19 protein-coding genes are annotated in these 20,249 nt (G+C 71.3%); 6 read left to right on the top strand and 13 right to left on the bottom strand.

Annotated elements, in window-relative coordinates; genetic code table 11:
* The first annotated feature begins 260 nt into the window (after positions 1-260).
* On the top strand, positions 261-566 hold the full coding sequence (locus tag AB0912_RS26850) for a 4a-hydroxytetrahydrobiopterin dehydratase (RefSeq protein WP_366704099.1): 306 nt from the start codon (positions 261-263) through the stop codon (positions 564-566).
* Between the two features lie 98 nt (positions 567-664).
* Here the strand turns inward: AB0912_RS26850 and AB0912_RS26855 are convergent, their stop codons facing one another.
* Together AB0912_RS26855 and AB0912_RS26860 are read right to left on the bottom strand one after the other, a co-directional pair.
* Positions 665-1,156, bottom strand: a complete 492-nt coding sequence (locus tag AB0912_RS26855; RefSeq protein WP_366704101.1) for a hypothetical protein — start codon at positions 1,154-1,156, stop codon at positions 665-667.
* Positions 1,153-1,749, bottom strand: coding sequence for a hypothetical protein (locus AB0912_RS26860; protein ID WP_366704103.1), 597 nt, complete (start codon positions 1,747-1,749; stop codon positions 1,153-1,155). The genes AB0912_RS26855 and AB0912_RS26860 overlap by 4 nt, the downstream gene beginning before the upstream one ends.
* 39 nt (positions 1,750-1,788) lie before the next feature.
* Between AB0912_RS26860 and AB0912_RS26865 the strand changes: the two genes are divergently transcribed.
* The 4 genes from AB0912_RS26865 (at position 1,789) to AB0912_RS26880 (ending at position 5,809) form a co-directional block, all read left to right on the top strand.
* Positions 1,789-2,745, top strand: coding sequence for a YafY family protein (locus AB0912_RS26865; protein WP_366704105.1), 957 nt, complete (start codon positions 1,789-1,791; stop codon positions 2,743-2,745).
* 204 nt (positions 2,746-2,949) lie between these two features.
* Positions 2,950-3,534: a TerD family protein gene (locus AB0912_RS26870; protein ID WP_366704107.1), complete on the top strand. Its 585-nt coding sequence runs from the start codon at positions 2,950-2,952 to the stop codon at positions 3,532-3,534.
* A gap of 463 nt (positions 3,535-3,997) precedes the next feature.
* Positions 3,998-4,834, top strand: coding sequence for a methyltransferase domain-containing protein (locus AB0912_RS26875; protein WP_366704139.1), 837 nt, complete (start codon positions 3,998-4,000; stop codon positions 4,832-4,834).
* Positions 4,835-5,059: 225 nt separating this feature from the next.
* Positions 5,060-5,809 carry an SDR family oxidoreductase gene (locus tag AB0912_RS26880; RefSeq protein WP_366704109.1) on the top strand — a complete coding sequence of 250 codons (750 nt, stop codon included), beginning with the start codon at positions 5,060-5,062 and terminating at the stop codon, positions 5,807-5,809.
* A 223-nt stretch (positions 5,810-6,032) separates the two neighbouring features.
* On the opposite strand, the gene AB0912_RS26885 is transcribed toward AB0912_RS26880, so the two are convergent.
* The 9 genes from AB0912_RS26885 to AB0912_RS26925 all read right to left on the bottom strand — a co-directional run bounded on the left by AB0912_RS26885 (position 6,033) and on the right by AB0912_RS26925 (position 16,334).
* Entirely contained in the window at positions 6,033-7,004 is a 972-nt protein-coding gene (locus AB0912_RS26885; protein ID WP_366704111.1) for a ribose-phosphate diphosphokinase, read from the bottom strand.
* Positions 7,001-8,071 carry an alkene reductase gene (locus AB0912_RS26890; RefSeq protein ID WP_366704113.1) on the bottom strand — a complete coding sequence of 357 codons (1,071 nt, stop codon included), beginning with the start codon at positions 8,069-8,071 and terminating at the stop codon, positions 7,001-7,003. Before AB0912_RS26890 ends, AB0912_RS26885 begins: the two co-directional genes overlap by 4 nt.
* 126 nt (positions 8,072-8,197) lie before the next feature.
* Positions 8,198-9,124: a pseudouridine-5'-phosphate glycosidase gene (locus AB0912_RS26895; RefSeq protein WP_366704115.1), complete on the bottom strand. Its 927-nt coding sequence runs from the start codon at positions 9,122-9,124 to the stop codon at positions 8,198-8,200.
* Positions 9,121-9,420 (bottom strand): hypothetical protein, encoded by a 300-nt coding sequence (locus AB0912_RS26900; protein WP_366704117.1) that lies wholly within the window; start codon positions 9,418-9,420, stop codon positions 9,121-9,123. Before AB0912_RS26900 ends, AB0912_RS26895 begins: the two co-directional genes overlap by 4 nt.
* A 3-nt stretch (positions 9,421-9,423) precedes the next feature.
* Entirely contained in the window at positions 9,424-13,248 is a 3,825-nt protein-coding gene (locus AB0912_RS26905) for an amino acid adenylation domain-containing protein (protein ID WP_366704119.1), read from the bottom strand.
* Positions 13,249-13,278: 30 nt separating this feature from the next.
* Positions 13,279-14,223: an EamA family transporter gene (locus AB0912_RS26910; RefSeq protein ID WP_366704121.1), complete on the bottom strand. Its 945-nt coding sequence runs from the start codon at positions 14,221-14,223 to the stop codon at positions 13,279-13,281.
* Entirely contained in the window at positions 14,220-14,885 is a 666-nt protein-coding gene (upp, locus tag AB0912_RS26915; protein ID WP_366704123.1) for a uracil phosphoribosyltransferase, read from the bottom strand. Before upp ends, AB0912_RS26910 begins: the two co-directional genes overlap by 4 nt.
* Before the next feature lie 34 nt (positions 14,886-14,919).
* Entirely contained in the window at positions 14,920-15,630 is a 711-nt protein-coding gene (locus tag AB0912_RS26920) for a phosphoribosylanthranilate isomerase (RefSeq protein WP_366704125.1), read from the bottom strand.
* Positions 15,627-16,334, bottom strand: a complete 708-nt coding sequence (locus AB0912_RS26925; protein WP_366704127.1) for a nitroreductase family protein — start codon at positions 16,332-16,334, stop codon at positions 15,627-15,629. Before AB0912_RS26925 ends, AB0912_RS26920 begins: the two co-directional genes overlap by 4 nt.
* A gap of 121 nt (positions 16,335-16,455) precedes the next feature.
* Here AB0912_RS26925 and AB0912_RS26930 point away from each other — a divergent pair, with 121 nt between their 5' ends.
* The gene (locus tag AB0912_RS26930; RefSeq protein ID WP_366704129.1) at positions 16,456-16,962 is read left to right on the top strand and encodes a MarR family transcriptional regulator; all 507 of its coding nucleotides are present in this window, start codon (positions 16,456-16,458) and stop codon (positions 16,960-16,962) included.
* 101 nt (positions 16,963-17,063) lie between these two features.
* Here the strand turns inward: AB0912_RS26930 and AB0912_RS26935 are convergent, their stop codons facing one another.
* A complete protein-coding gene (locus tag AB0912_RS26935) occupies positions 17,064-17,855 on the bottom strand; it encodes an aldo/keto reductase (RefSeq protein WP_366704141.1) in 792 nt (263 codons plus the stop codon).
* Between the two features lie 201 nt (positions 17,856-18,056).
* Positions 18,057-19,883, bottom strand: coding sequence for an AMP-binding protein (locus AB0912_RS26940; RefSeq protein WP_366704131.1), 1,827 nt, complete (start codon positions 19,881-19,883; stop codon positions 18,057-18,059).
* Between the last annotated feature and the right edge of the window lie 366 nt (positions 19,884-20,249).

Raw genomic sequence — 20,249 nt, forward strand, 5'->3', positions numbered from 1 at the left:
TCTCCTGCGGTGCCGGGCCCCGGTCGGTGGCTCCCGCGGCGGGGAGGGGTGCCCGCGTCTCCTGCGGTGCCGGGCCCCGGTCGGTGGCTCCCGCGGCGGGGAGGGGTGCCCGCGTCTCCTGCGGTGCCGGGCCCCGGTCGGTGGCTCCCGCGCCCGGAAGGGGGCGCCCCGCTCTGGATCGGGCGCGTCCCCCTGGCGTCCCGGTGCCTGTGGCAGGCTGAAAGGGCGTCGCCCCGCTTCTCCGCACGAAGGGAACCCTCATGGCCGTCGAACCGCTGGCGCAGAAGGACATCGAGGAGCGGCTGGCGGGGCTGCCCGGGTGGTCGCTGGAGGGGGACCGGCTCGCCCGTTCCTACCGGCTCGCCTCGCACTTCGCGGCGACCGCGATGGTCGTCCACATCGCCCAGGTGCAGGAGGAGCTGGACCACCACTCCGACCTCACCCTCGGCTACAACACGGTCTCCCTCACCGTGAACACGCACAGCGTCGGCGGCGCCGTCACCGCCCTCGACTTCGACCTCGCCCGCAGGGTGGAGGACCTCGCGCCGGGGCACGGGGCCCACTGACCGAGCCGGGCGGTGGGACACCGCGCGCGGTGGCGGACTCCGGCCGGACCGGACCGGACCGGACCGGACCGGACCGGACCGGCCCCGCCCGGCGCGGCTCAGCGGGCGTTCCGGCGGGTGAACTCCATCGTCCAGTTGGACAGCCAGGTCCGCTCGCCGTCCAGTGAGAACGCCTGCTCCCAGCGGGCGGTGGCCGCCGAGATGCCCGACCACACGTACCGCACCCGCACGTCCTTCCCGGCGTGGGTGTCGTCGCCGAGGAACTCGCCGCGCCCGTCCGGCCCGAACCGCCCCAGCACCGGCGGGAACAGCTTCCCCGTGCGGCTGGACGACCAGTTAAGGGACCACAGCCCGGTCTCCACGTCGAACAGGCGCAGGGTGAGCCCCTTCCATCCCTGACTCGGCACGTCCAGCTCGTCGAGGTTGGCCGCCCCGTCGAACAGGTTCCAGCAGCGGCTGGTCGCCGGGAACCGGACCCACTCGCTGTCCGGGTCGAGGAAATCCGTCCGCCGGGTGTTCAGGACGTCCCACTCGCCTCGCAGGAAGTCGAAGTCGCGGGGTGCGGCGGCGGTGTCGCGGTCGGTGCTCATGCGCGGTCTCCCGTGGTTCCGGCGGGCAGCGAGTCCGCCACGTAGGCCTTCAGGTCGGGTACTTCGGGGGCGAGCAGGTGCCGTACCCAGGCGTCCCGCTCGTGCAGGATCGGCGGCAGTTCCCAGACGCAGCCGATCCAGGGCAGGTCCGGGCCGATGAAACGGGCCGGGTCCCGGTCCGGGCAGCCCAGCACCGGCTGGCCCGCCGCCGCGCCGCGGAAGTGCAGCACGTTGTCCCACACCCAGCTGTAGGCGTTCAGATAGGCGCCGTCGTCCGCTCCCCGGTGCAGGACGACGAAGGTGGCCGGGGGAGTGCCGTCCGGCTCGGGCAGCAGCCCCGGCAGCGCCGCGTACGCCGCCCGCTCGACCTCGGGCTCGATGCCGGCCGGGTCGGCGGTGACGTGGTAGCGCTTGATCCACCGCCCCGCCACCTCGATGGGTGGCGGCACGGTCAGCAGCTTCTCCCGGAAGCGCGCCGGGGAGCCGGAGGCGACGGAGGGGGAGGGCCCGGCGGACGGGGAGGCGACGGAGGGGGAGGCCCCAGGGGACGGGGCGTTGCCGGTGACGGAACCCCGTGAAGTTGTTGAGGTCATGCCCGGACGCTAGGCCCGCTTCACTGACATCCTGTGTCAGTGAAGTCCAGCCGTCTCGTCTCGGTCCTCCTGCTGCTCCAGACCCGCGGCCGGCTGACCGCGGCCCAGCTCGCCGAGGAGCTGGAGGTGTCGGTCCGGACGGTGTACCGCGACGTGGAGGCGCTGAGCGCGGCGGGCGTACCGCTCTACGGGTACGCCGGTCACGCGGGCGGCTACCGGCTCCTCGACGGCTACCGCACCCGCCTCACCGGCCTCACCACCGAGGAGGCCGAGGCACTCTTCCTCTCCGGAGCACCGGGCCCCGCCGCCGACCTCGGCCTCGGTCCCGTGCTCGCCGCGGCCCGGCTCAAGGTGCGCGCCGCCCTCCCGTACGAGCTGCGCGAGCACGCCGACCGGGTCGCCGGGCGCTTCCACCTGGACGCGCCCGGCTGGTACGCGGACGCCGACGCGACCCCGTACCTCACCGCCGTCGCGGACGCCGTCTGGAACAGCCGGGTTCTGCACGTCCGTTACCGCCGCTGGCGCGAACCCACCGATGTGCGGCGCCGCCTGGAGCCGTACGGTCTCGTCCTCAAGGCGGGCCGCTGGTACGTCGTCGCGGGCCCGGGACCCCGCACGTTCAGGATCGACCAGATCCTCGGCCTGGCCTCCTCGGAAGAGGAGTTCACCCGGCCCGACGGCTTCGACCTGGCCGCCTACTGGACCCGGTACCAGCGCGACTTCCACGAGCGGCTGCACCGCGCGGAGGCGGTCGTACGGATCGCGCCCGGCACGGAGCTGGGCGGGCTCGCGGGCGAGGCGGTCCGGGAGAACGGCCGTACGGACGACGAGGGTTGGACGCGGGCCACCGTCCCCATCGAGTCCGTCGAGCGCGCCCACGACGACTTCCTGCGCCTCGGCACCGCCATCGAGGTACTGGAACCCGCGGAACTGCGGGCCCGCCTGACGGCCACGGTCACCGAACTGGCCCGCAGATACGCCTCCCGGACACCGTGACACCGGTACGCGCGTGAAGTCCCCGCCGGAAAGCACCCCCATCGGGTGACTTGGGAACTTCTTTACCGCTCCGGCCGGTTCTGACAAGTGGGCCGGGCCGACGCGGGCGCGGCGCCAGTACACCGACGACCCCGGCGCAGGAGCCGGAAGCGCCCAGGCACAATTTGCCTGACGCAGTCCCATCTCGTAGAGGATGATCCACGCATGATGACGCTCACCAAGGAAGACGGCCCGGCGGATCTGGACGGTGTCACCCACCTGTCCATAGGGGTGTCCTGGGACCCCACGTCCGGCAGCAGTGGCGGGGTGCTGGGGGCGCTCCGCCGCAAGAGCGGAACCGACCTCGACCTGATCGCCATCGCCATGCAGGGCGGCGAGCCCGTGCGCCTCGCGGGCCTCGACTCCCTCGACCCGATGGGCAACGGCTCGCTGCTGCACAGCGGTGACAACCAGACGGGCCGAGGGGACGGCGACGACGAGACGGTGACCGTCGAGTTCGCCCGTATCCCGCCGAACATCACCTCGATCGTGTTCATCGCGGCGGCCTACAAGAAGGGCAGCTCCTTCCAGAAGGCGCGCAACATCAGCTTCAAGGTGTACGACGCCACCGGGGGCAGCAGCACCCAGGTCGCCGACATCTGGCCCAGCCTGCTCTCGCAGGACAACGGCTGCGCCGTGGCCAAGGCGCAGCGTGTCGGCGACGCCTGGAAGCTCCAGGTGATCAACCTGACGGGGAAGATCAAGCAGGGCGACGAGAACGCGCTGATGCGGTTCGCCGTCAGCAAGTAACCGACGGCCGAAGCCCCTCACCGGCCTGCCAGGCGATCCGCCGCCGGGTGAACCGCCGTCGGGTGGTCCGCCGTCGGGTAGTCCGCCGCCGGGCGGTTCGCCGTCGGGTGGTCCCGTGCAGGGTGGTCCGGCGCTGGGCGCCCGCGCGGGGCACCTCCGTCGTAGCGCGGGGCGCCCACGTCGCAGGGCGGCCCCCTCTCGGGAGGGGGCCGCCGTCAGCCGTGCGGTTCGCTTCCCCCGGACCCCGCTCGCGGCCCGCGTTTTTGCCGTTCGAGCAACGCGGCTGGCCGTTTCCGGGAAGAGCGGGGCACTGTGGCGGTAGTCCGAGAGAGAGGTTTCCGCCATGGCACAGGACCACGACCACGGCCACACCCCGGCGCACCACCGGAGCACGCCCGCCCCCGCGCACGACCACGGCTCCGGCCACGGTCCCGCGCACGGCCCGGGCCACGAGCACATCCACATGGACTTCGCCGAGATGCTGCCCATGCTGGTGCGGGAGGCGGAGCTGTTCACCCCCGCGTACGTGGAGGCCGCCCGGTGGCTGCGTGAGCAGCGGCCCGAACCCGGACTGGTCGTGGACGCGGGCAGCGGCCCCGGCGTCATCTCCTGTCTGCTCGCCGAGACCTTCCCCGGCGCGCGGATCGTCGCCGTGGACGGCGCGGAACCCCTGCTCGCGGAGGCCCGCGCCCGCGCCGCGCGCCTCGGCATCGCCGACCGCTTCAGCACGGTGGAGGCCGAACTCCAGGACGGCATCGGGGACGTGGAGTACCCCGCCGACCTGGTGTGGGCCAGCAGGTCCCTGCATCACGTCGGCGACCAGGCCGCCGCCCTCGCCGGATTCGTGCGCGGCCTCGCCCCCGGCGGCACCCTGGCCCTCCTCGAAGGCGGTCTGCCCACCCGCTTCCTGCCGCGTGACCTCGGCTTCGGCCGGCCCGGTCTCCAGGCCCGCGTCGACGCCGTACACGACGAGTGGTTCACGCGGATGCGGCGGGACCTGCCCGGCGCGGTGTCCGAGACGGAGGACTGGCCGGCCCTGCTCACCGCCGCGGGACTGCGGCACACGGCGACCCGCACCTTCCTCGTCGACCTGCCCGCCCCCCTCTCGGACGAGGCCCGCGCCTTCGTCGTCGCCTCCCTGACCCGCGTCCGCGAGGGCCTCGCCGACGGCCTCACCCCCGAGGACGTGGCCACCCTCGACCGCCTCCTGGACCCGGACGACAAGGCGAGCGTCCACCACCGCACCGACACGTTCATCCTGACGGCGCTGACCGTGTACGTGGGGGTGAAGCCGGAGTAGAGGGCGGCGGTGGCGGTCGGTACGGCGGCCCGTGCCGGACGCGCGGGGGTGCGGGCGGGGAAGTGGTCGGAGTGTCCCCAACTCCCCTCACCCGTAACGCACTTGACTTCAAGAACGCTCCAACTGATGAACTCCCGGAGTTCGCCGTAGACCCGGCCCGTGTCACCGCGGGCCCACGGGCGGGCCGCCCGTGAGGCGGACGGCCGGACTCACTGGGGGTAGACCATGACCGACACCGACACCGACACCGACACCGACGCGCGCACCGAGCGGGGTGCCGAGGCTCCCGTCGCCCTCATCACCGGAGGCGGCAGCGGCATCGGCGCCGCGGTCGCGCGGCGGCTGCTCGACGCCGGGCACCGGGTGGCCGTCACCGGGCGCGGAGCGGAGCGGCTGCGCGGGTTCGCGGAGGAACTCGGCAATCCCGAGGGGCTGTTGACGCTGGTCGGGCACGCGGCCGAGTACGACCAGGTGCGGGCGGCGGTCGAGGCGACCTGCGAGGAGTTCGGGCGGCTCGACACCGTCGTCGCCAACGCCGGTTTCGCGACGCACGACACGGTCGCGGAAGGCGACCCGGCCGGCTGGTCCGAGATGGTGCTGACCAACGTGCTCGGCCCGGCACTGCTCATCAGGGCGTCCATCGACGCGCTGAAGGAGAGCCGCGGCCGGATCGTGCTGATCGGCAGTGTCGCCGGGCACGTGAACACGCCCGGCAACATCTACGGCGCCACCAAGTGGGCGGTGACCGGGCTCGCGGAGAACACCCGGCGCCAGGTCACCGAGTACGGCGTCGGCGTGACCCTGATCTCGCCCGGCCGGGTGGAGACCCCGTTCTGGGACAGCTACGGGCGCCTTCCGCCGGGGCATCTCCTGACGGCGGACCAGCTCGCCGGCTCGATCGTCTGGGCCGTCGGACAGCCCGCGGGCGTCGACGTGAACACGGTGGTCGTCCGGCCGGTCGGCCAGCCCGTCTGACCCCGGCGGGCCGGTGAGGCGAACCGGTGAGACCGAGTCCGCCTCTCCGCCTGGACCAGGGGTACGGGTCTCGGGCCCCCGGCCGCTTCCGTCGCGGTGGCCGGTATCGCACAGGCAAGGGGCGGCCCGCCGAGGACCACCCCTTGCCCGGCGTCGACGCTCACCCTCGCGTCCGCACAGACAGCCCGCCTGCCGGCCCGCCGGTCTCCGAACCGCGCGCCGGCTACAGCTCGTCGAGCAGGCTCGTCACCGATCCGTTCTCGAAGATCTCCCGGACGGCATGGGCGACGACCGGCGCGATGGACAGGATCTCCACTTTGTCCAGCCCCGGCGCGGCGGCGGAGGGCAGGGTGTCGGTGAACACGAACCGGCTCACCCGCGACCGCCGCATCCGCTCCGCCGCGGGAGCGGAGAGGATGCCGTGCGTCGCGGCCACGATCACGTCGAGCGCGCCCTGCCCGTACAGGGCGTCGGCCGCCGCGCAGATCGTGCCCGCCGTGTCGACCATGTCGTCCACCAGGACGCACACACGGCCCTCGACCTCGCCCACCACCTCGTGAACGCTCACCTGGTGGGCCACGTCCTTGTCCCGCTTCTTGTGGACGATCGCCAGCGGGGTGCCCAGACGGTCGCACCAGCGGTCCGCCACCCGGACACGTCCGGCGTCCGGCGAGACCACGGTGAGCAGGGACCGGTCCACGGTGGCGGTGACGTGGTCCGCGAGGATCGGCAGCGCGAAGAGATGGTCGACGGGCCCGTCGAAGAACCCGGCGATCTGGTCCGTGTGCAGATCGACGGTGACGATCCGGTCGGCGCCCGCGGCCGACAGGAGATCGGCGACCAGCCGGGCCGAGATCGGCTCACGGCCCTTGTGCTTCTTGTCCTGCCGGGCGTAGCCGTAGAACGGCATCACCACGGTGACGCTCCGCGCGGAGGCCCGCTTCAGCGCGTCGGCCATGATGAGCTGCTCCATGATCCACTTGTTGATCGGCGCGGTGTGGGACTGGATCAGGAAGCAGTCCGCCCCGCGTACCGACTCCTCGAAGCGGATGTAGATCTCGCCGTTGGCGAAGTCCCGGGCCTGGGTGGGGACCAGCGTCGTGCCCAGTTCCGCCGCGATCTTCCCGGCCAGCGCGGGGTGGGCGCGGCCGGAGAAGACGAGCATGCGCCGCCCGGCGCCCTGGAGTGCGCTCACGGTGCGAGAACGGGGTAGTCGGTGTACCCGGTGTGGTCGCCGCCGTAGAACGTCGCGTCGTCCGGGGTGTTGAACGGGCCGCCCGAGCGGATACGGGCCGGCAGGTCCGGGTTGGCCAGGAACAGGGCACCGAGGGAGACCGCGTCGGCCAGACCGGCGTCGAGGACGTCCTGGGCGATCTGCGGGGTGGCCGGGAAACTGTCCGGGGTGGCGTGCGGGTTCACCACCAGGCTGCCCTGCCACAGCTCGCGGATCGTCTGCGTGACGGGGCGAGTGAGGATCTCGCAGACCTCCAGGAAGGCGAGTTCCGGGAGGGCCGGGACCAGCGCCGCGTAGAGGGCCTCGGTGTCGCCTTCGGCGATGTCGTTGTAGGTGTTGCCCGGGGAGAGGCGTACGGCGGTGCGCTCGTTGCCGATCGCCGCCGCGACGGCCTCGGTGACCTCGACGGTCAGCCGGATGCGGTTGGCCGTGCTGCCGCCGTAGGAGTCGGTGCGCCGGTTGCTGTTCGGGGAGAGGAACTGGTGCAGCAGGAATCCGTTGCCCGCGTGCACCTGCACGCCGTCGAACCCGGCCTCGATCGCGTGACGGGCCGCCGTGACGAAGTCGGCGGTCGTGGCCTCGATGTCGTCCGGGGTCAGTTCCCGCGGCACCGGGTAGGGCTTCATGCCCTCCGGGGTGAAGCACTCGCCGGCGGCGGCTGTCGGGGAGGGGGCGACGGAGGTGTGCGCCGACGCGTACAGCGAGGGGTGGCCGATCCGTCCGGCGTGCATGAGCTGGACGACGATCCGGCCGCCCCGGGCGTGCACCGCGTCGGTCACGGCGCGCCAGCTCTTGACCTGCTCGGGGTGGTGCAGGCCCGGGGTGTTGAGGAAGCCCTGACCGACCTGGGAGGGCTGCACGCCCTCGGTGATGATGAGGCCGGCGTCGGCCCGCTGGGCGTAGTACTCGGCCATCAGCTCGGTGGCGCCGCCGCACGGCTTGGCCCGGTTGCGGGTCATGGGCGCCATGACGAGGCGGTTCTTCAGCTCGATCTTGCCGAACGTCGTGGCGTCGAACAGGGAGGTCATGGGTGCAGTCCTTCGGAGATGTCGTGATGTTGACATGTCGAGATATTCAGGTGAGTTGAGGTGAGGTGGGGTGGGGTGAGAGGGAGTCGGCGGAGGGGCGGGGGACGCCCCCGGGAGCGGTGGGCGTCAGGCCGCGCGGAGGGCGGCGTGGGCCGCGGCGATCCGGCCGCCGACCTCGGCGGTGGAGATGAGCACGGCGGCGTTGGCCTGGGCCGTCCGCCCGTTCGTCGTCCGGTCGACCGCGTGCATCAGGTACTTCGTGAGGCCCTGCCCGGACACGCCGTCCCGCTCGGCCCGGACCAGGGCCTCCCGGATCGCCGCGTCGGCGACCTCGTGGTCGACGGCGTCCTCGTCCCGTGGGGGAGCGGTGATCACGACACCGCCCGGGTGGCCGGCCGCCCAGTGGAGGTCGACCACCTTCGCGAGCAGCGCCTCGTCGTCGATGCGGTGCGGGGAGGGCACACCGCTGGAGGCGCAGTAGAAGGCCGGGAAGTCGTCGGAGCCGTACGAGACGACCGGGACGCAGTGCGTCTCCAGGTACTCCATGGTCAGCGGCAGGTCGAGAATCATCTTCGCGCCGGCGCACACCACCGCGACCTTGGAACGGGTCAGCTGGATGAGGTCGGAGGAGATGTCGAACGTCTCCTGGGCGCCCCGGTGCACGCCGCCCAGGCCGGCCGAGGCGAAGAACGGGATCCCGGCGAGTTCGGCGGCGACGAGCGAGGAGGCGACCGTGGTGGCCCCCTGTCCGCCCCGGGCGAGGACGACGGGCAGATCCCGGCTGGACACCTTGGGAATCCGGTCCCCGGTCGCGAACCGCTCGATGTCCCGCTCGCTCATCCCGACGCGGATCGCCCCCTGCTCGACGCAGATCGTGGCGGGGACACTGCCGCTCTCGCGGATCGCGGCCTCGACCTTCAGCGCGGTCTCGGCGTTGTCCGGGTACTTCAGGCCGTGGGTGATGACGTTCGACTCCAGCGCCACCACGGGACGCCCCTCGGCCAGAGCCTCACGGACCTCCTCGCTGTGGACGACCGGGATGCTGGTGCTCATGCGCTTCCTTCGTTCGGTAGGGGACGGGAGTAGTGGGGCCGTTTCCACAGCAGATGGGCCCGTTCCACGAGTTCCGGGACGTGGACGTCGTCGTGCCACCGGTCGATCGCGACGGGTTCGACGGAGATGGAAACGGAACCCTCCTCGACCTCGAAGACACGGGTGATCACCGAGGTGAGTTCGGCGACCAGTTCGTTCCTGGCCTCGGCGGTGAACTCGCGCGGCCAGTGCCGGACGCTGAGATGAGGCACGGTGCCCTCCTCGTGCGGGTCGGTGCGGGCGGTCGGTGCGGACACGCCCTAGCGGCTCATGGCGGACCGGACGCGGGCGACCAGCTCGGCGATGCCCTGCCGCTTCAGCACCCCGTAGTGGTCTGCGGCCAGGTCGAGCACGGTGGGCGGCTCGGCGGAGTAGCCGCGGGCTCCTTCGAGGAAGGAGTAGTCGTCCCCCGCCGCCTTGAGGATCGTGATCGGCGCCTGGACGGTGCGCTCGTTCAGCTCACGGAAGCTGTACTCGAACTCGTAGGTCCGGCCCACGATGCGGGTGATGCGCCGGATCGTGCCGGGATCGAGCTGCGGCAGCAGTTCGTGGACGAAGCCGACGAACGACCCCTCGTCGTGGACGCGTTCCAGGCAGCTCTCCAGCGCCGGCCCGTGGATGGTGCCGGTGAACACCGAGAACAGGATCGTCAGATAAGCCGGGTTGGACCAGGACGCCTCCCGGCCCCACTCCTGTCCGTCCTCGGCGCGGACCGCGGGGTTGCCGGGGCAGATCAGCAGCAGGTTCTCGACCTTCTCCCCGGCCCGCTCCAGTTGCCAGGCCGCTTCGAACGCGACACGCGCCCCGAACGAGTAGCCCCACAGCGTGTACGGGCCGCTCGGCTGCTCCCGGCGGATCTCGGCGACATCGGCCCGGGCCATCTCGCGGATGGTGCCGTACGGGGTCTCCCCCTCGTTGATGCCCCGGGCCTGCACGCCGTAGAACGGCCGGTCGAGCCCGACGCTCTTGCTCAGCAGCCGCAGGTTCATGGGATAGCCGCCGAGCCCCGGCCAGCAGAACACCGGGGACAGGACGCCTTCGGAGTGCAGCGGCACCAGCCGGGAGGCGCGGGCCGGGACGTCGCCGTCGATCCGGGCCGCGAGATCCTCCAGCTTCGGGGCCTCGAAGACCGCCTGAAGCGGCAGGGCGATCCCGAACTCCCTGTTCACGGCGCCCACCAGGGCGACGGCGTGCAGGGAGTTCCCGCCGGCGGCGAAGAACTCGTCCTGTGTCGAGATGTCCTCGTACTTCAGGAGCCGTCCCCATTCCCCGGCCAGCCACCGCTCGGTCGCCGTCGCCGGGGCGACATGGACGGCGGAGGGCCGGCCGTGCGCGATCTCGGGGAGCGCGGCGGTGGCCTTGGCGTCGATCTTGCCGTTCGCGGTGAGCGGCAGCTCGTTCACGACCAGGACCCGGGCGGGGACCATGTAGTCGGGCACGAACCGCGCCAGGTCGTCGCGGACGATCTCGGCCGGGCCCTTGGCATGGACCGCGTCCTCGTTCATGCCCTCGTGCTCGGCCTGCTGCTCGCTGATGCGTCCGCCGACGAAGAAGTACGAGGCGGGCGCGGTGTCGATGCCGGCCTCGCGCAGCAGCTCGTCGAGCCTGACGGAGGCGGGCAGCGGATTGCCGGACTTGGACGAATAGCCGGAGGACATCAGGCCCATCCCGGGGGCGCGCTGCAACTGGTGCAGCCTGCGGCCGAGCAGGAGGTAGCGCAGCCACTCGTGCCCGGTGCGGGCGACGGCGGAGATACCGAACGCCGCGCGCTCGTACACGCTCTGGTTGATGGCGATGACGTGGTGCCGCTCCACCACGTCCGGCCCGACCGGCGTCAGCGTGCCCGCCGCGTACCGGTACAGCCCCGCGTCGAGGCCCCGGACCTTCCCCTCGTGCGCCTGGACGAACAGCTCGACCTCGTCGGGAAGGGTCTGGCCGAGGTTCGCGGATATCTCGAAGGTGCCGAGGTAGTGGTCGTCGTCCGCGGCGGCGAACCGCGCCTTCACCCGGGGTGTGTGGCGGTGCCCGCCGATCTGGAGACCGTGGGCGGGCAGGATCTCCTCGAAGACGCCGAGCATGTGGCCCGCTTCGAACTCCAGCACCTCGACGATGTTGTTCTTGTACACCGGCTCGACGGCGCGCTGCTTGCCGAGGAAGTGCACGCGCAGTCCCTGAGCGGGGAACCCCTCGCTGAGATCGCCGACCCGGACGAGGCTGTGGTCGACCGGGTGGAAGTAGTACATGCCGGCGGCCAGCCCGAACAGGCCGCTCAGCTCCACGTACAACTGCGTGGCGTAGAGCGCGCCGGGGGAGGCGTAGACGTACTTCGGCAGGAGCCGGTCCGCGCTGCGGAAGGGACCGAACCAGCGCAGGATCTGCCCGAACCCCTCCAGGTCGAGGTCGCCCAGCGGGCGGGAGAAGGTGCCGGCGGGCCGGGGCGCCAGCATGCCGAGCAGGTCCTCGGCGGTGACGTCGCCGCCGTCGTAGAAGCGGTAGGTCTTGCGGGCGAACGCCTGCCGGCGCTGCTCGTCCACGGCCCGGCCCTGCGGGAGCGGTACGACCCGGCGTCCGTCGAGTTCCTCCGCCGAACGCAGCCCAGGGTTGGAGAGTTGGGCTTTGACCTGCAGTTTCGAGGCTTTCGACTGATGGTGGGCGGCGTCCGTGCGGCCCTGGTCCATGACCGCGGCGGTGCGCTCGTTCAGCTCGATGGCGGCGACGAGGGTCTGGCCGCCGGTGCGCGCGTCGTCCGTGACGAGCGCCGCCGCCCTGCGCACCCAGGTGTGCTGCTCGATCCGGGAGGCGATCTCCTCCAGCTCGACCCGGTAGCCGCGCAGTTTGACCTGGTTGTCGGTGCGCCCGGCGAACCGGATGGTGCCGTCCGCGCTCCAGCGGGCGAGATCTCCCGTGCGGTAGAGGCGTTCGGTCGGGTTGAACGGCGAGGTGATGAAACGTTCCGCCGTCTGTTCCGGCAGGCCGCGGTAGCCCCGTGCCACCTGGGCGCCGCCGACGAAGAGTTCACCGGTCTCCCCGATGTCGACCGGGCGCCGCTGCTCGTCGAGGATGTAGCAGGTGACCTTGTCCACGGGGATGCCGATGGGCAGGATCGCCGGGGCGTCGGCGAGTTCGTTCGGGTCCACCCGGTAGGACGTGGCGTTGATCGTGGTCTCGGTGGGACCGTACAGATTGACCAGCGACGCCGAGGGAAGGGTGCGCAGGATGTCCTGGGCGAGGGATCTGGTCAGCGGCTCTCCGCCGGAGAACACGCGGGTCAGGCTCGTGCAGCCGCCGAACCGGCCGGTGTCCACGAGGGCCTGGAGCAGGGTGGGCACCGCCTGGAGCGAGGTGACTCCGTAGGCGCGTATCTGGTCGATGAGCAGCTCGGGGTCCCGGAAGGAGCCGGGCCGCGCGACGACGACATGGGCTCCGGCGGCGGGGGCGAGGATCTCCCACTGGGCGGCGTCGAAGCTCATCGGCGTCTTCTGGAGGATGGTGACGCCGGGGCCGAGATGTCCGCAGGTGGCGAGCCACTGGATCTGGGACACGATGCTGTGCTGCTCGATCATCACCCCCTTGGGCTTGCCGGTGCTGCCCGAGGTGTAGATCACGTAGGCGAGATCACTGCCGGCGACCTGCGCGTGGGTCCCCGCGTCCCCGGTCGTGGTCTCGGTGGTGACGACGGTGACGTCGTCGGGGACGAGCCGCCGCAGCCGCTCGACGAGGTGGCCCTGGGTGACGACGACCTCGGTGCCGGAGTCCTCGACCATGTAGCGGATGCGCTCGTCGGGGTAGTCCGGCGACAGCGGCAGATAGGCGGCGCCCGAACTCAGGATGCCCCAGGCGCCGATCATCAGATCGGCGGAGGACTCGGTGTAGAGGCCGACGGCGGTGTTCGTGCGCACCCCGAGGTCCAGCAGGCGCGCGCCGAGCCGGGCCGCCGCGTCGTCCAGTTCGGCGAAGGTGAGCCGGCCGCCGGGATACGACATGGCGACCGCGTCGGGTCCGCGCACGGTCTGTTCGCGGAGCAGGTCGTGCAGGGAACTGCCCTTGAGATGGTGGTGGTACGGCGTGGAAACGTGGATGGACATGGCCCCCCCTGGGCTTGTGTCTGGTGTCCTTCAGACGCGAGATCTGTGCGCCGTCTGTGCCGTTGATGCCGTTGACGCCGTCGGTGCCGCCGTCCGGGCGGGGGCTTTCGTCCTCCGGTGCGGCCGTGGCTGTGCGAGGACGACGGCCGCGACCACCGCCAGGGCCCCCACGATCTGCAGGGCGCCCAGGGTCTGGTCCAGGAAGAGGTAGCCGAGGACGGTCGCGCACAGCGGCGAGGCGAACGACAGGAACGAGGCGGCGAGGGCGGGCAGTTGGGCCAGTCCCCGGAACCACAGCACGTAGGCGACGAGCGCGCCGATGATGCCGAGATAGGCGAAGCCGCCGATGTTCTCCCACGTGAGATGGTCCGGCAGCGTCTCGCTGGCGAGTGTGACGGGAACCAGGACGAGTCCGCCGACGGTGAGCTGCCAGCCGGTGAACGCCAGCAGCGAGACCCCTTCGGGTCGCCCCCAGCGCTTGGTCAGGACGATGCCGGAGGCCATCGACACGGCGCCGAGCAGACCGGCCACGACACCGGTGGTGTCCAGCCCGGCGTGCGGTTGCAGTACGAGGAGGGAGACGCCCGCCGCGCCGATCACGCAGGAGATCACGTGCAGCGGACGGATCTTGTCGCGCAGCAGCAGCGAGGACAGGACGAGGACGATCATCGGCTGGACGGACATGACCAGCGCCGCGACCCCGCCCGGCAGGTGGTAAGCGGCGAGGAACAGGAGGTAGAAGAACGCTCCGATGTTCAGGACACCGAGGACGACGGCCCGCCACCACCAGACACCCCGGGGGAGCACCCTGGTGAGCCCGAGAAGGATCAGGCCGGCCGGCAGGGCGCGCAGCGTGGAGGCGAGCAGCGGCCGGTCCGGTGGCAGGAACTCGGTGGTGATGAGGTACGTGGACCCCCACACCGCGGGGGCCAGGGCGGTGAGCGCCGATACGCCGGCGATGTTCTGACGGCTCATGAGGTCGCCCCCGCGTCGGTGGTGCCGAAGAAGCGGTCCCCGAAGTCGCCGATGCCGGGAATCATGAACTTGTGCTGGTTGAGGTGGTCCTCGATGGCGCTGGTCACGATCGTCACGTCGGGGGCCTGCGCCTGCACCCGGTGAATGCCCTCGGGCGACGCGAGGAAGTTGACCATGACGATGTTGCGCGGCTCCACCCCCGCCTCGCCGAGGACGTCGACCGCCGCGAGCGCCGAACCGGCGGTGGCGAGCATCGGCTCCAGGAGCAGGACGTGCCGGTCGGCGATGTCGTCGGGCAGGTGCTTGTAGTAGAGGTGCGGGAGCTTGGTCCGCCGGTCGCGCTGGATGAGGATCTTCCCGACCCGCACGCCGGGCAGGACGTCGCGCAGTTCGGCCTCCATCGACTCGCCGGCCCGGATGACCGGGACCGCGCACAGCTTGGACGCGAACTCCAGGCCGTGGTAGGTCTCGCCGACGGGGGTGGTCACCTCCTTCTTCTGGAAGGGCAGGTGGTTGAGACTCTCTTCGAGCAGCAGCCGGATGACGCGCCGGGAGTAGAAGACGAAGTCCTGGCGGGTGCACGCGCGGTCGCGGATCACGGTGTGCATGGCGCGCAACTGGTCGGTCTGGGGCAGGAGATGGACGCGGTGTCCGGTGGTCATGTCGGAGTTCCCCCTGAGAAGCGGATACGTGCGGTCAGGCCAGGTTGTCGGCGAAGGCGCGGCGGGCCTCGGCGACGAACCGGGCCACCTTGTCCCGGTCCTTGCGGCCGTCCGGGCCCTCCAGCAGGCTGTGGGCGTCGACGGCGGCGGGCTTGACGGCGCGGATCGCGGCGTAGACGTTCTCCGGGCTGAGACCGCCGGCCATCATCAGCGGCTTGGGTGACCGCCGTACGAGTTCGGCCGAGACGCCCCAGTCGTGCGTCAGCCCGGTGGCGCCCTTGGCGCCGGTGCGCGGGTCGAAGGTGTCCGTGATGTACAGGTCGACGAAGGGGTGTGTCTCGTCGACCAGCTTCAGCAGCTCGTCGGCGTTGTCCTCCTTGACCACCAGCGACTTGAGGATGATCAGGTCGGGGCGCGCGTCGCGGAGCTTCTCCAGCTCGCGGACGGCGATGTCGCCGTGGATCTGGACGCCGATGACACCGAGTTCGTCGCAGAACGCGCTGATCTGCGCGGCGTCGGTGAGGTAGGAGATGAGGACGCCGGCGTGCGGCTTCGGCAGGGTCCTGAAGATCGCGGTGGCGTCCTGCTCGGAGATGTCGTCCTTGCCGGACGGCAGACGCAGCGCGGAACCGATCCAGTCGGCCCCCTCCTCGATGATCATCGCGGCTTCGGCGGCGTCGATGACACCGGCGACCTGGACGATGCCGTTCGGGATCTCGGGACGTATGGGCGTGTGGGTGCTCATGATGCTGTTTCCCCCTGGTCGGGCCGGGTGCGGCCGTCGTGGTCGAAGGCGTTGGAGGTGTCGAAGGTGTCGAGGAAGACGTTCCGGGCGAGCGGCCTGCGGCCGGGATGCCGGCGTTCCTCGGCGGGTGTGCCGACGGGCACGAGGAGTGCGATGTGGAGGTCGTCGCGGCCGTCGATGCCGATGACCTTCTTCACCTCGTCCTCGTCCCACCCGTTCATCGGTGACGAGGCGAGCCCCATGGAGGCGGCGGCGAGCATCGCGTAGGTGGCGGCGATGACGGCGTCCTTGATCGCGTACTCCCGCAGCAGGCCACGGGCGGCGACGCCCGCGTAGAAGTCCCGCCCGGCGGACTCGCCCGTGGTCAGGTACGCCTCGTTCCAGGCGGCGCGGGTCCGGGCCAGCTCGTAGATGTCCTCGTGGTCGCACCGCCAGCCGGAGCTGTCGGCGACGAAGACCAGGGTCGCCGGTGCTTCCGCCGGGTGCGGCTGGCCCTCGGCCGCCGCGGCGAGCGCGGTGCGCCGCGCCGGGTCGGTGACCACGACGACCGACCGGGACTGGTAGTTGAAGCTGGACGGCGCCTCCATCGTCAGCTCCACCAGCAGGGCGAGCTGCTCGGCCGACAGCGGGTCCGGCCGGTAGTGCCGGATGGCGCGCCGGCGCCGGATGGCCTCAGGAACACTGAGTAACGCGTCACCCGTCATCATCGAACCCTTCGACGTCGAACTGATTGACGTCGAAGATCATATGCGGGGGCGGTAAGGTGCTGTCAAATGTTTCGACGTCGAATTGTCGTGGTGCTTGCCACACGGAAGGGATCACCTCATGACACCGGACGCCGTGGATGACTTCCTCGCCCACTGGGCCGAGGTGCGCCCCGACCTCGACGTGTCCCCGATGGGGCCGGTCGGCAGGCTCTCGCGCTCGTCGCGGCTGGTGGAGCGCGGCATCAAGGACTACTTCGCGAGCGTGGGCATGGAGCCCTGGGAGTTCGACGTGCTGGCCACGCTGCGCCGGATCGGCCCGCCGTACACCCTGACCCCCAAGGATCTGGTGGCCACCACGATGGTCGGCTCGCCGGCCGTGACCAACCGCGTCGACCGGCTGGTCGCCCGCAACTTCGTCACCCGGCAGACGGACCCCGAGAACCGCCGGAGGCTGCTCATCTCGCTCACCGCGGAGGGGCTCGCCCTCGTTGACAACGTTGTGGAAGGGCATGTGGCACGCGAGCGCGAACTGCTCAGCGGCCTCTCCGAGAAGGAGCTGGAGCAGTTCAACGGGCTCCTGCGCAAGCTCCTGCTGTCGCTCGACGACCGGTGGGGCGGCCTGTGACACCGGCCGCCGGCCGTGGGCGCCCCCGCGCCGCACGGTGAAAACGCCGTCGGCCCGGACGCAGAGCGTCCGGGCCGACGGCGTTGGCCGGGGTGGGCCGGTCAGCCGATGTCGAAGGTGGCCGGGTCCGGACCCAGGCGGCGGTCCTCGTTCAGAGCGGAGATGGCCGCGATGTCCTCGGTGTCCAGCGAGAAGTCGAAGACGTCGATGTTCTCCTTGATCCGCGACGGGGTCACGGACTTGGGGATCACGACGTTGCCGAGCTGGATGTGCCAGCGCAGCACGACCTGGGCGGGGGTGCGCCCGTGCTTCTGGGCGATGGCGACGATCGCCGGCACCTCCAGAAGGCCCTTGCCCTGGCCCAGCGGAGACCAGGCCTCGGTCGTGATGCCCTGCTCCGCGTGGAACTCGCGGGCCGCGCGCTGCTGGAGGTGCGGGTGCAGCTCGATCTGGTTGACGGCCGGGATGACGGACGTCTCCTCGATCAGCTTCGCCAGGTGCTCCGGCAGGAAGTTGGACGTGCCGATGGCCTTGGCGCGACCGTCGGCGTAGATCTTCTCGAACGCCTTGAACGAGTCGATGTTCGTGCCGCGCGACGGCAGCGGCCAGTGGATCAGATACAGATCCACATAGTCCAGGCCGAGCTTCTCCAGCGAGATGTCGAAGGCGCGCAGGGCGGACTCGTACCCCTGGTCGCTGTTCCAGAGCTTGGTGGTGACGAAGAGTTCCTCGCGGGGGACGCCCGACGCGGCGATCGCCTTGCCGGTGCCCTCTTCGTTGCCGTAGATCGCCGCGGTGTCGATGCTGCGGTACCCGGACTCCAGCGCGGTGGCGACCGCCCGCTCCGCCTCGTCGTCCGGCACCTGCCAGACTCCGAAGCCGAGCTGGGGCATCTCGACGCCGTTGTTCAGGATGATCGGGGGGACCTTGCTCACGAGCTCTCGATCCTTCAGTCGTCGGGTGGTACAGCCATCGTCAACGATCACGGCCCGTGATGCATTCCTGACCCGGCCCGCGCTCCTGTGAAATACGGATTGGCCGAAAGACGCACCGCGCCCCCCCCCCGGGGACCGGCCGCCGTGACACCCGCGCGGCTACGCCTGGTACAGCGCCTCGACCTCGGCCGTGTAGGCCTTCTCGATCGCCCGGCGCTTCAGCTTCAGCGACGGCGTCAGCAGCCCGTGCTCCTCGGTGAACTGGTGGGCCAGTATCCGGAACGTACGGATCGACTCGGCCTGCGAGACCAGGGTGTTCGCGGCGACCACGGCGCGCCGCACCTCGGTCTCCAGGTCCGCGTCGCGCACCAGGTCGCCGGGGGAGAGCCGCGGCTTGCCGCGCATCTGGAGCCAGTGCTCGACCGCCTCGGAGTCCAGGGTGACGAGCGCGGCGATGTACGGGCGGTCGTTGCCGACCACGATGCACTGGGCGACCAGCGGATGGTCGCGGACCCGCTCCTCCAGCACGCCCGGCGAGACGCTCTTGCCGCCGGAGGTCACCAGGATCTCCTTCTTGCGCCCGGTGATCGTGAGGTAGCCGTCGTCGTCCAGGGAACCGAGGTCACCGGTGGCGAGCCAGCCGTCGTGCAGGGCCGCGTCGGTGGCCTTGTCGTTGTTCAGGTAGCCCTGGAAGACGTTGCCGCCGTTCAGCCAGATCTCGCCGTCGTCCGCGATGTGCACGGTGGTGCCCGGGATGGCCTGGCCGACGGTTCCGAACCGGGTGCGCTCGGGCGGGTTGGCGGTCGCGGCGGCCGTCGACTCGGTGAGCCCGTACCCCTCGTAGATGACGACGCCCGCGCCCGCGAAGAACAGGCCGAGCCGCCGGTCCATCGCCGAGCCGCCCGACATGGCGTGCTTGACCCGGCCGCCCATCGCGGCCCGCACCTTGGAGTAGACGAGCTTGTCGAACACCTGGTGCTGCATGCGCAGGCTCGCGGAGGGGCCGGGGCCGATGCCCCAGGCCTTCGACTCGATGGCGTCCGCGTAGCGCACGGCCACGTCGACGGCCTTCTCGAAGGGCCCCGATCTGCCTTCCTTCTCCGCCTTGCGGCGCGCGGCGTTGAAGACCTTCTCGAAGATGTACGGGACGGCCAGGAAGAAGGTCGGCCGGAAGGCGGCCAGGTCCGGCAGCAGCGCGGCGGCGTTGAGCTGCGGCTGGTGCCCGAACTTCACCCGGCCGCGCACCGCGGCCACCTGCACCATGCGCCCGAAGACGTGCGCGAGCGGCAGGAACAGCAGGGTGGCCGCCTCGTCGCCGCGCCGGGAGTGGAAGACCGGCTCCCAGCGCTCGATGACGGTGTCCGCCTCGAACATGAAGTTCGCGTGCGACAGGACGCAGCCCTTGGGGCGCCCGGTGGTGCCCGAGGTGTAGATGACCGTCGCGGTCGACTCGGGGGTGACGGCGCGGCGGTGCCGGTGCACCACGTCGTCGTCGATGTGCGCCCCCGCCTCGTACAACTCCTGCACCGCGCCCGCGTCGAGCTGCCAGAGCTGGTGCAGCGAGGGCAGCCGGTCCACGACCGTGGCGATGGTCATCGCGTGGTCCTCGTGCTCGACCATCACCGCCGAGACCTGCGCGTCGTGCAGCATCCAGAAGACCTGCTCCGCGGAGGACGTCGGATAGACGGGCACGACCTGGGCGCCGATCGTCCACAGCGCGAAGTCGAAGAGGGTCCACTCGTAGCGGGTGCGGCACATGATGGCTACACGGTCGCCGAACCGGACGCCCCGGGCGAGCAGGCCCTTGGCGAGCGCCAGGACCTCGTCGCGGAACTCGGCGGCGGTGACGTCACGCCACTCCCCCCGCTCGTCCTTGCGGCCGAGCGCGATGCGCAGCGGGTCCTCCCGGGCATGCTCGAAGACGACGTCGGCCAGGCCGCCCACCGGCGGCGCCGACGCCAACGGGGGGTTGGTGAACTCGCGCAATACCGCTCCTCTGGCGCTCCGCACAGCGCCGTGAAAGCTACCCCACGCCGCGACCGGACGGGAGGGGGCTCGAACCGCCGAGGGGCGCGGCGTCCGCACTGGTCAGCTCGGGAAATGCCCCCACAAGGGGAAGGGCCGGACAGAATCGCTTACGGTTCCGTAGGTTTCCGGTCCGTAATCTCCACGGAATCTGTACGACCCCCCGCGCGCCTCCCGCACCGGCCGGCGCGGGCCGGTGCCGGAGGCGCGTCCTCCCCATCCGGTGGCCCCGTGAACCCCGCCCGGTGGCCCTGCGAACCCCGCCCGTGGGCGGTGTGAACCCCGGGCCGGGCGGGCGGCGCGGCCCGCCCGCACCCCCGGCTCCGC

The sequence above is a fragment of the Streptomyces sp. NPDC007084 genome (genome assembly GCF_040703595.1).
GTDB lineage: Bacteria > Actinomycetota > Actinomycetes > Streptomycetales > Streptomycetaceae > Streptomyces.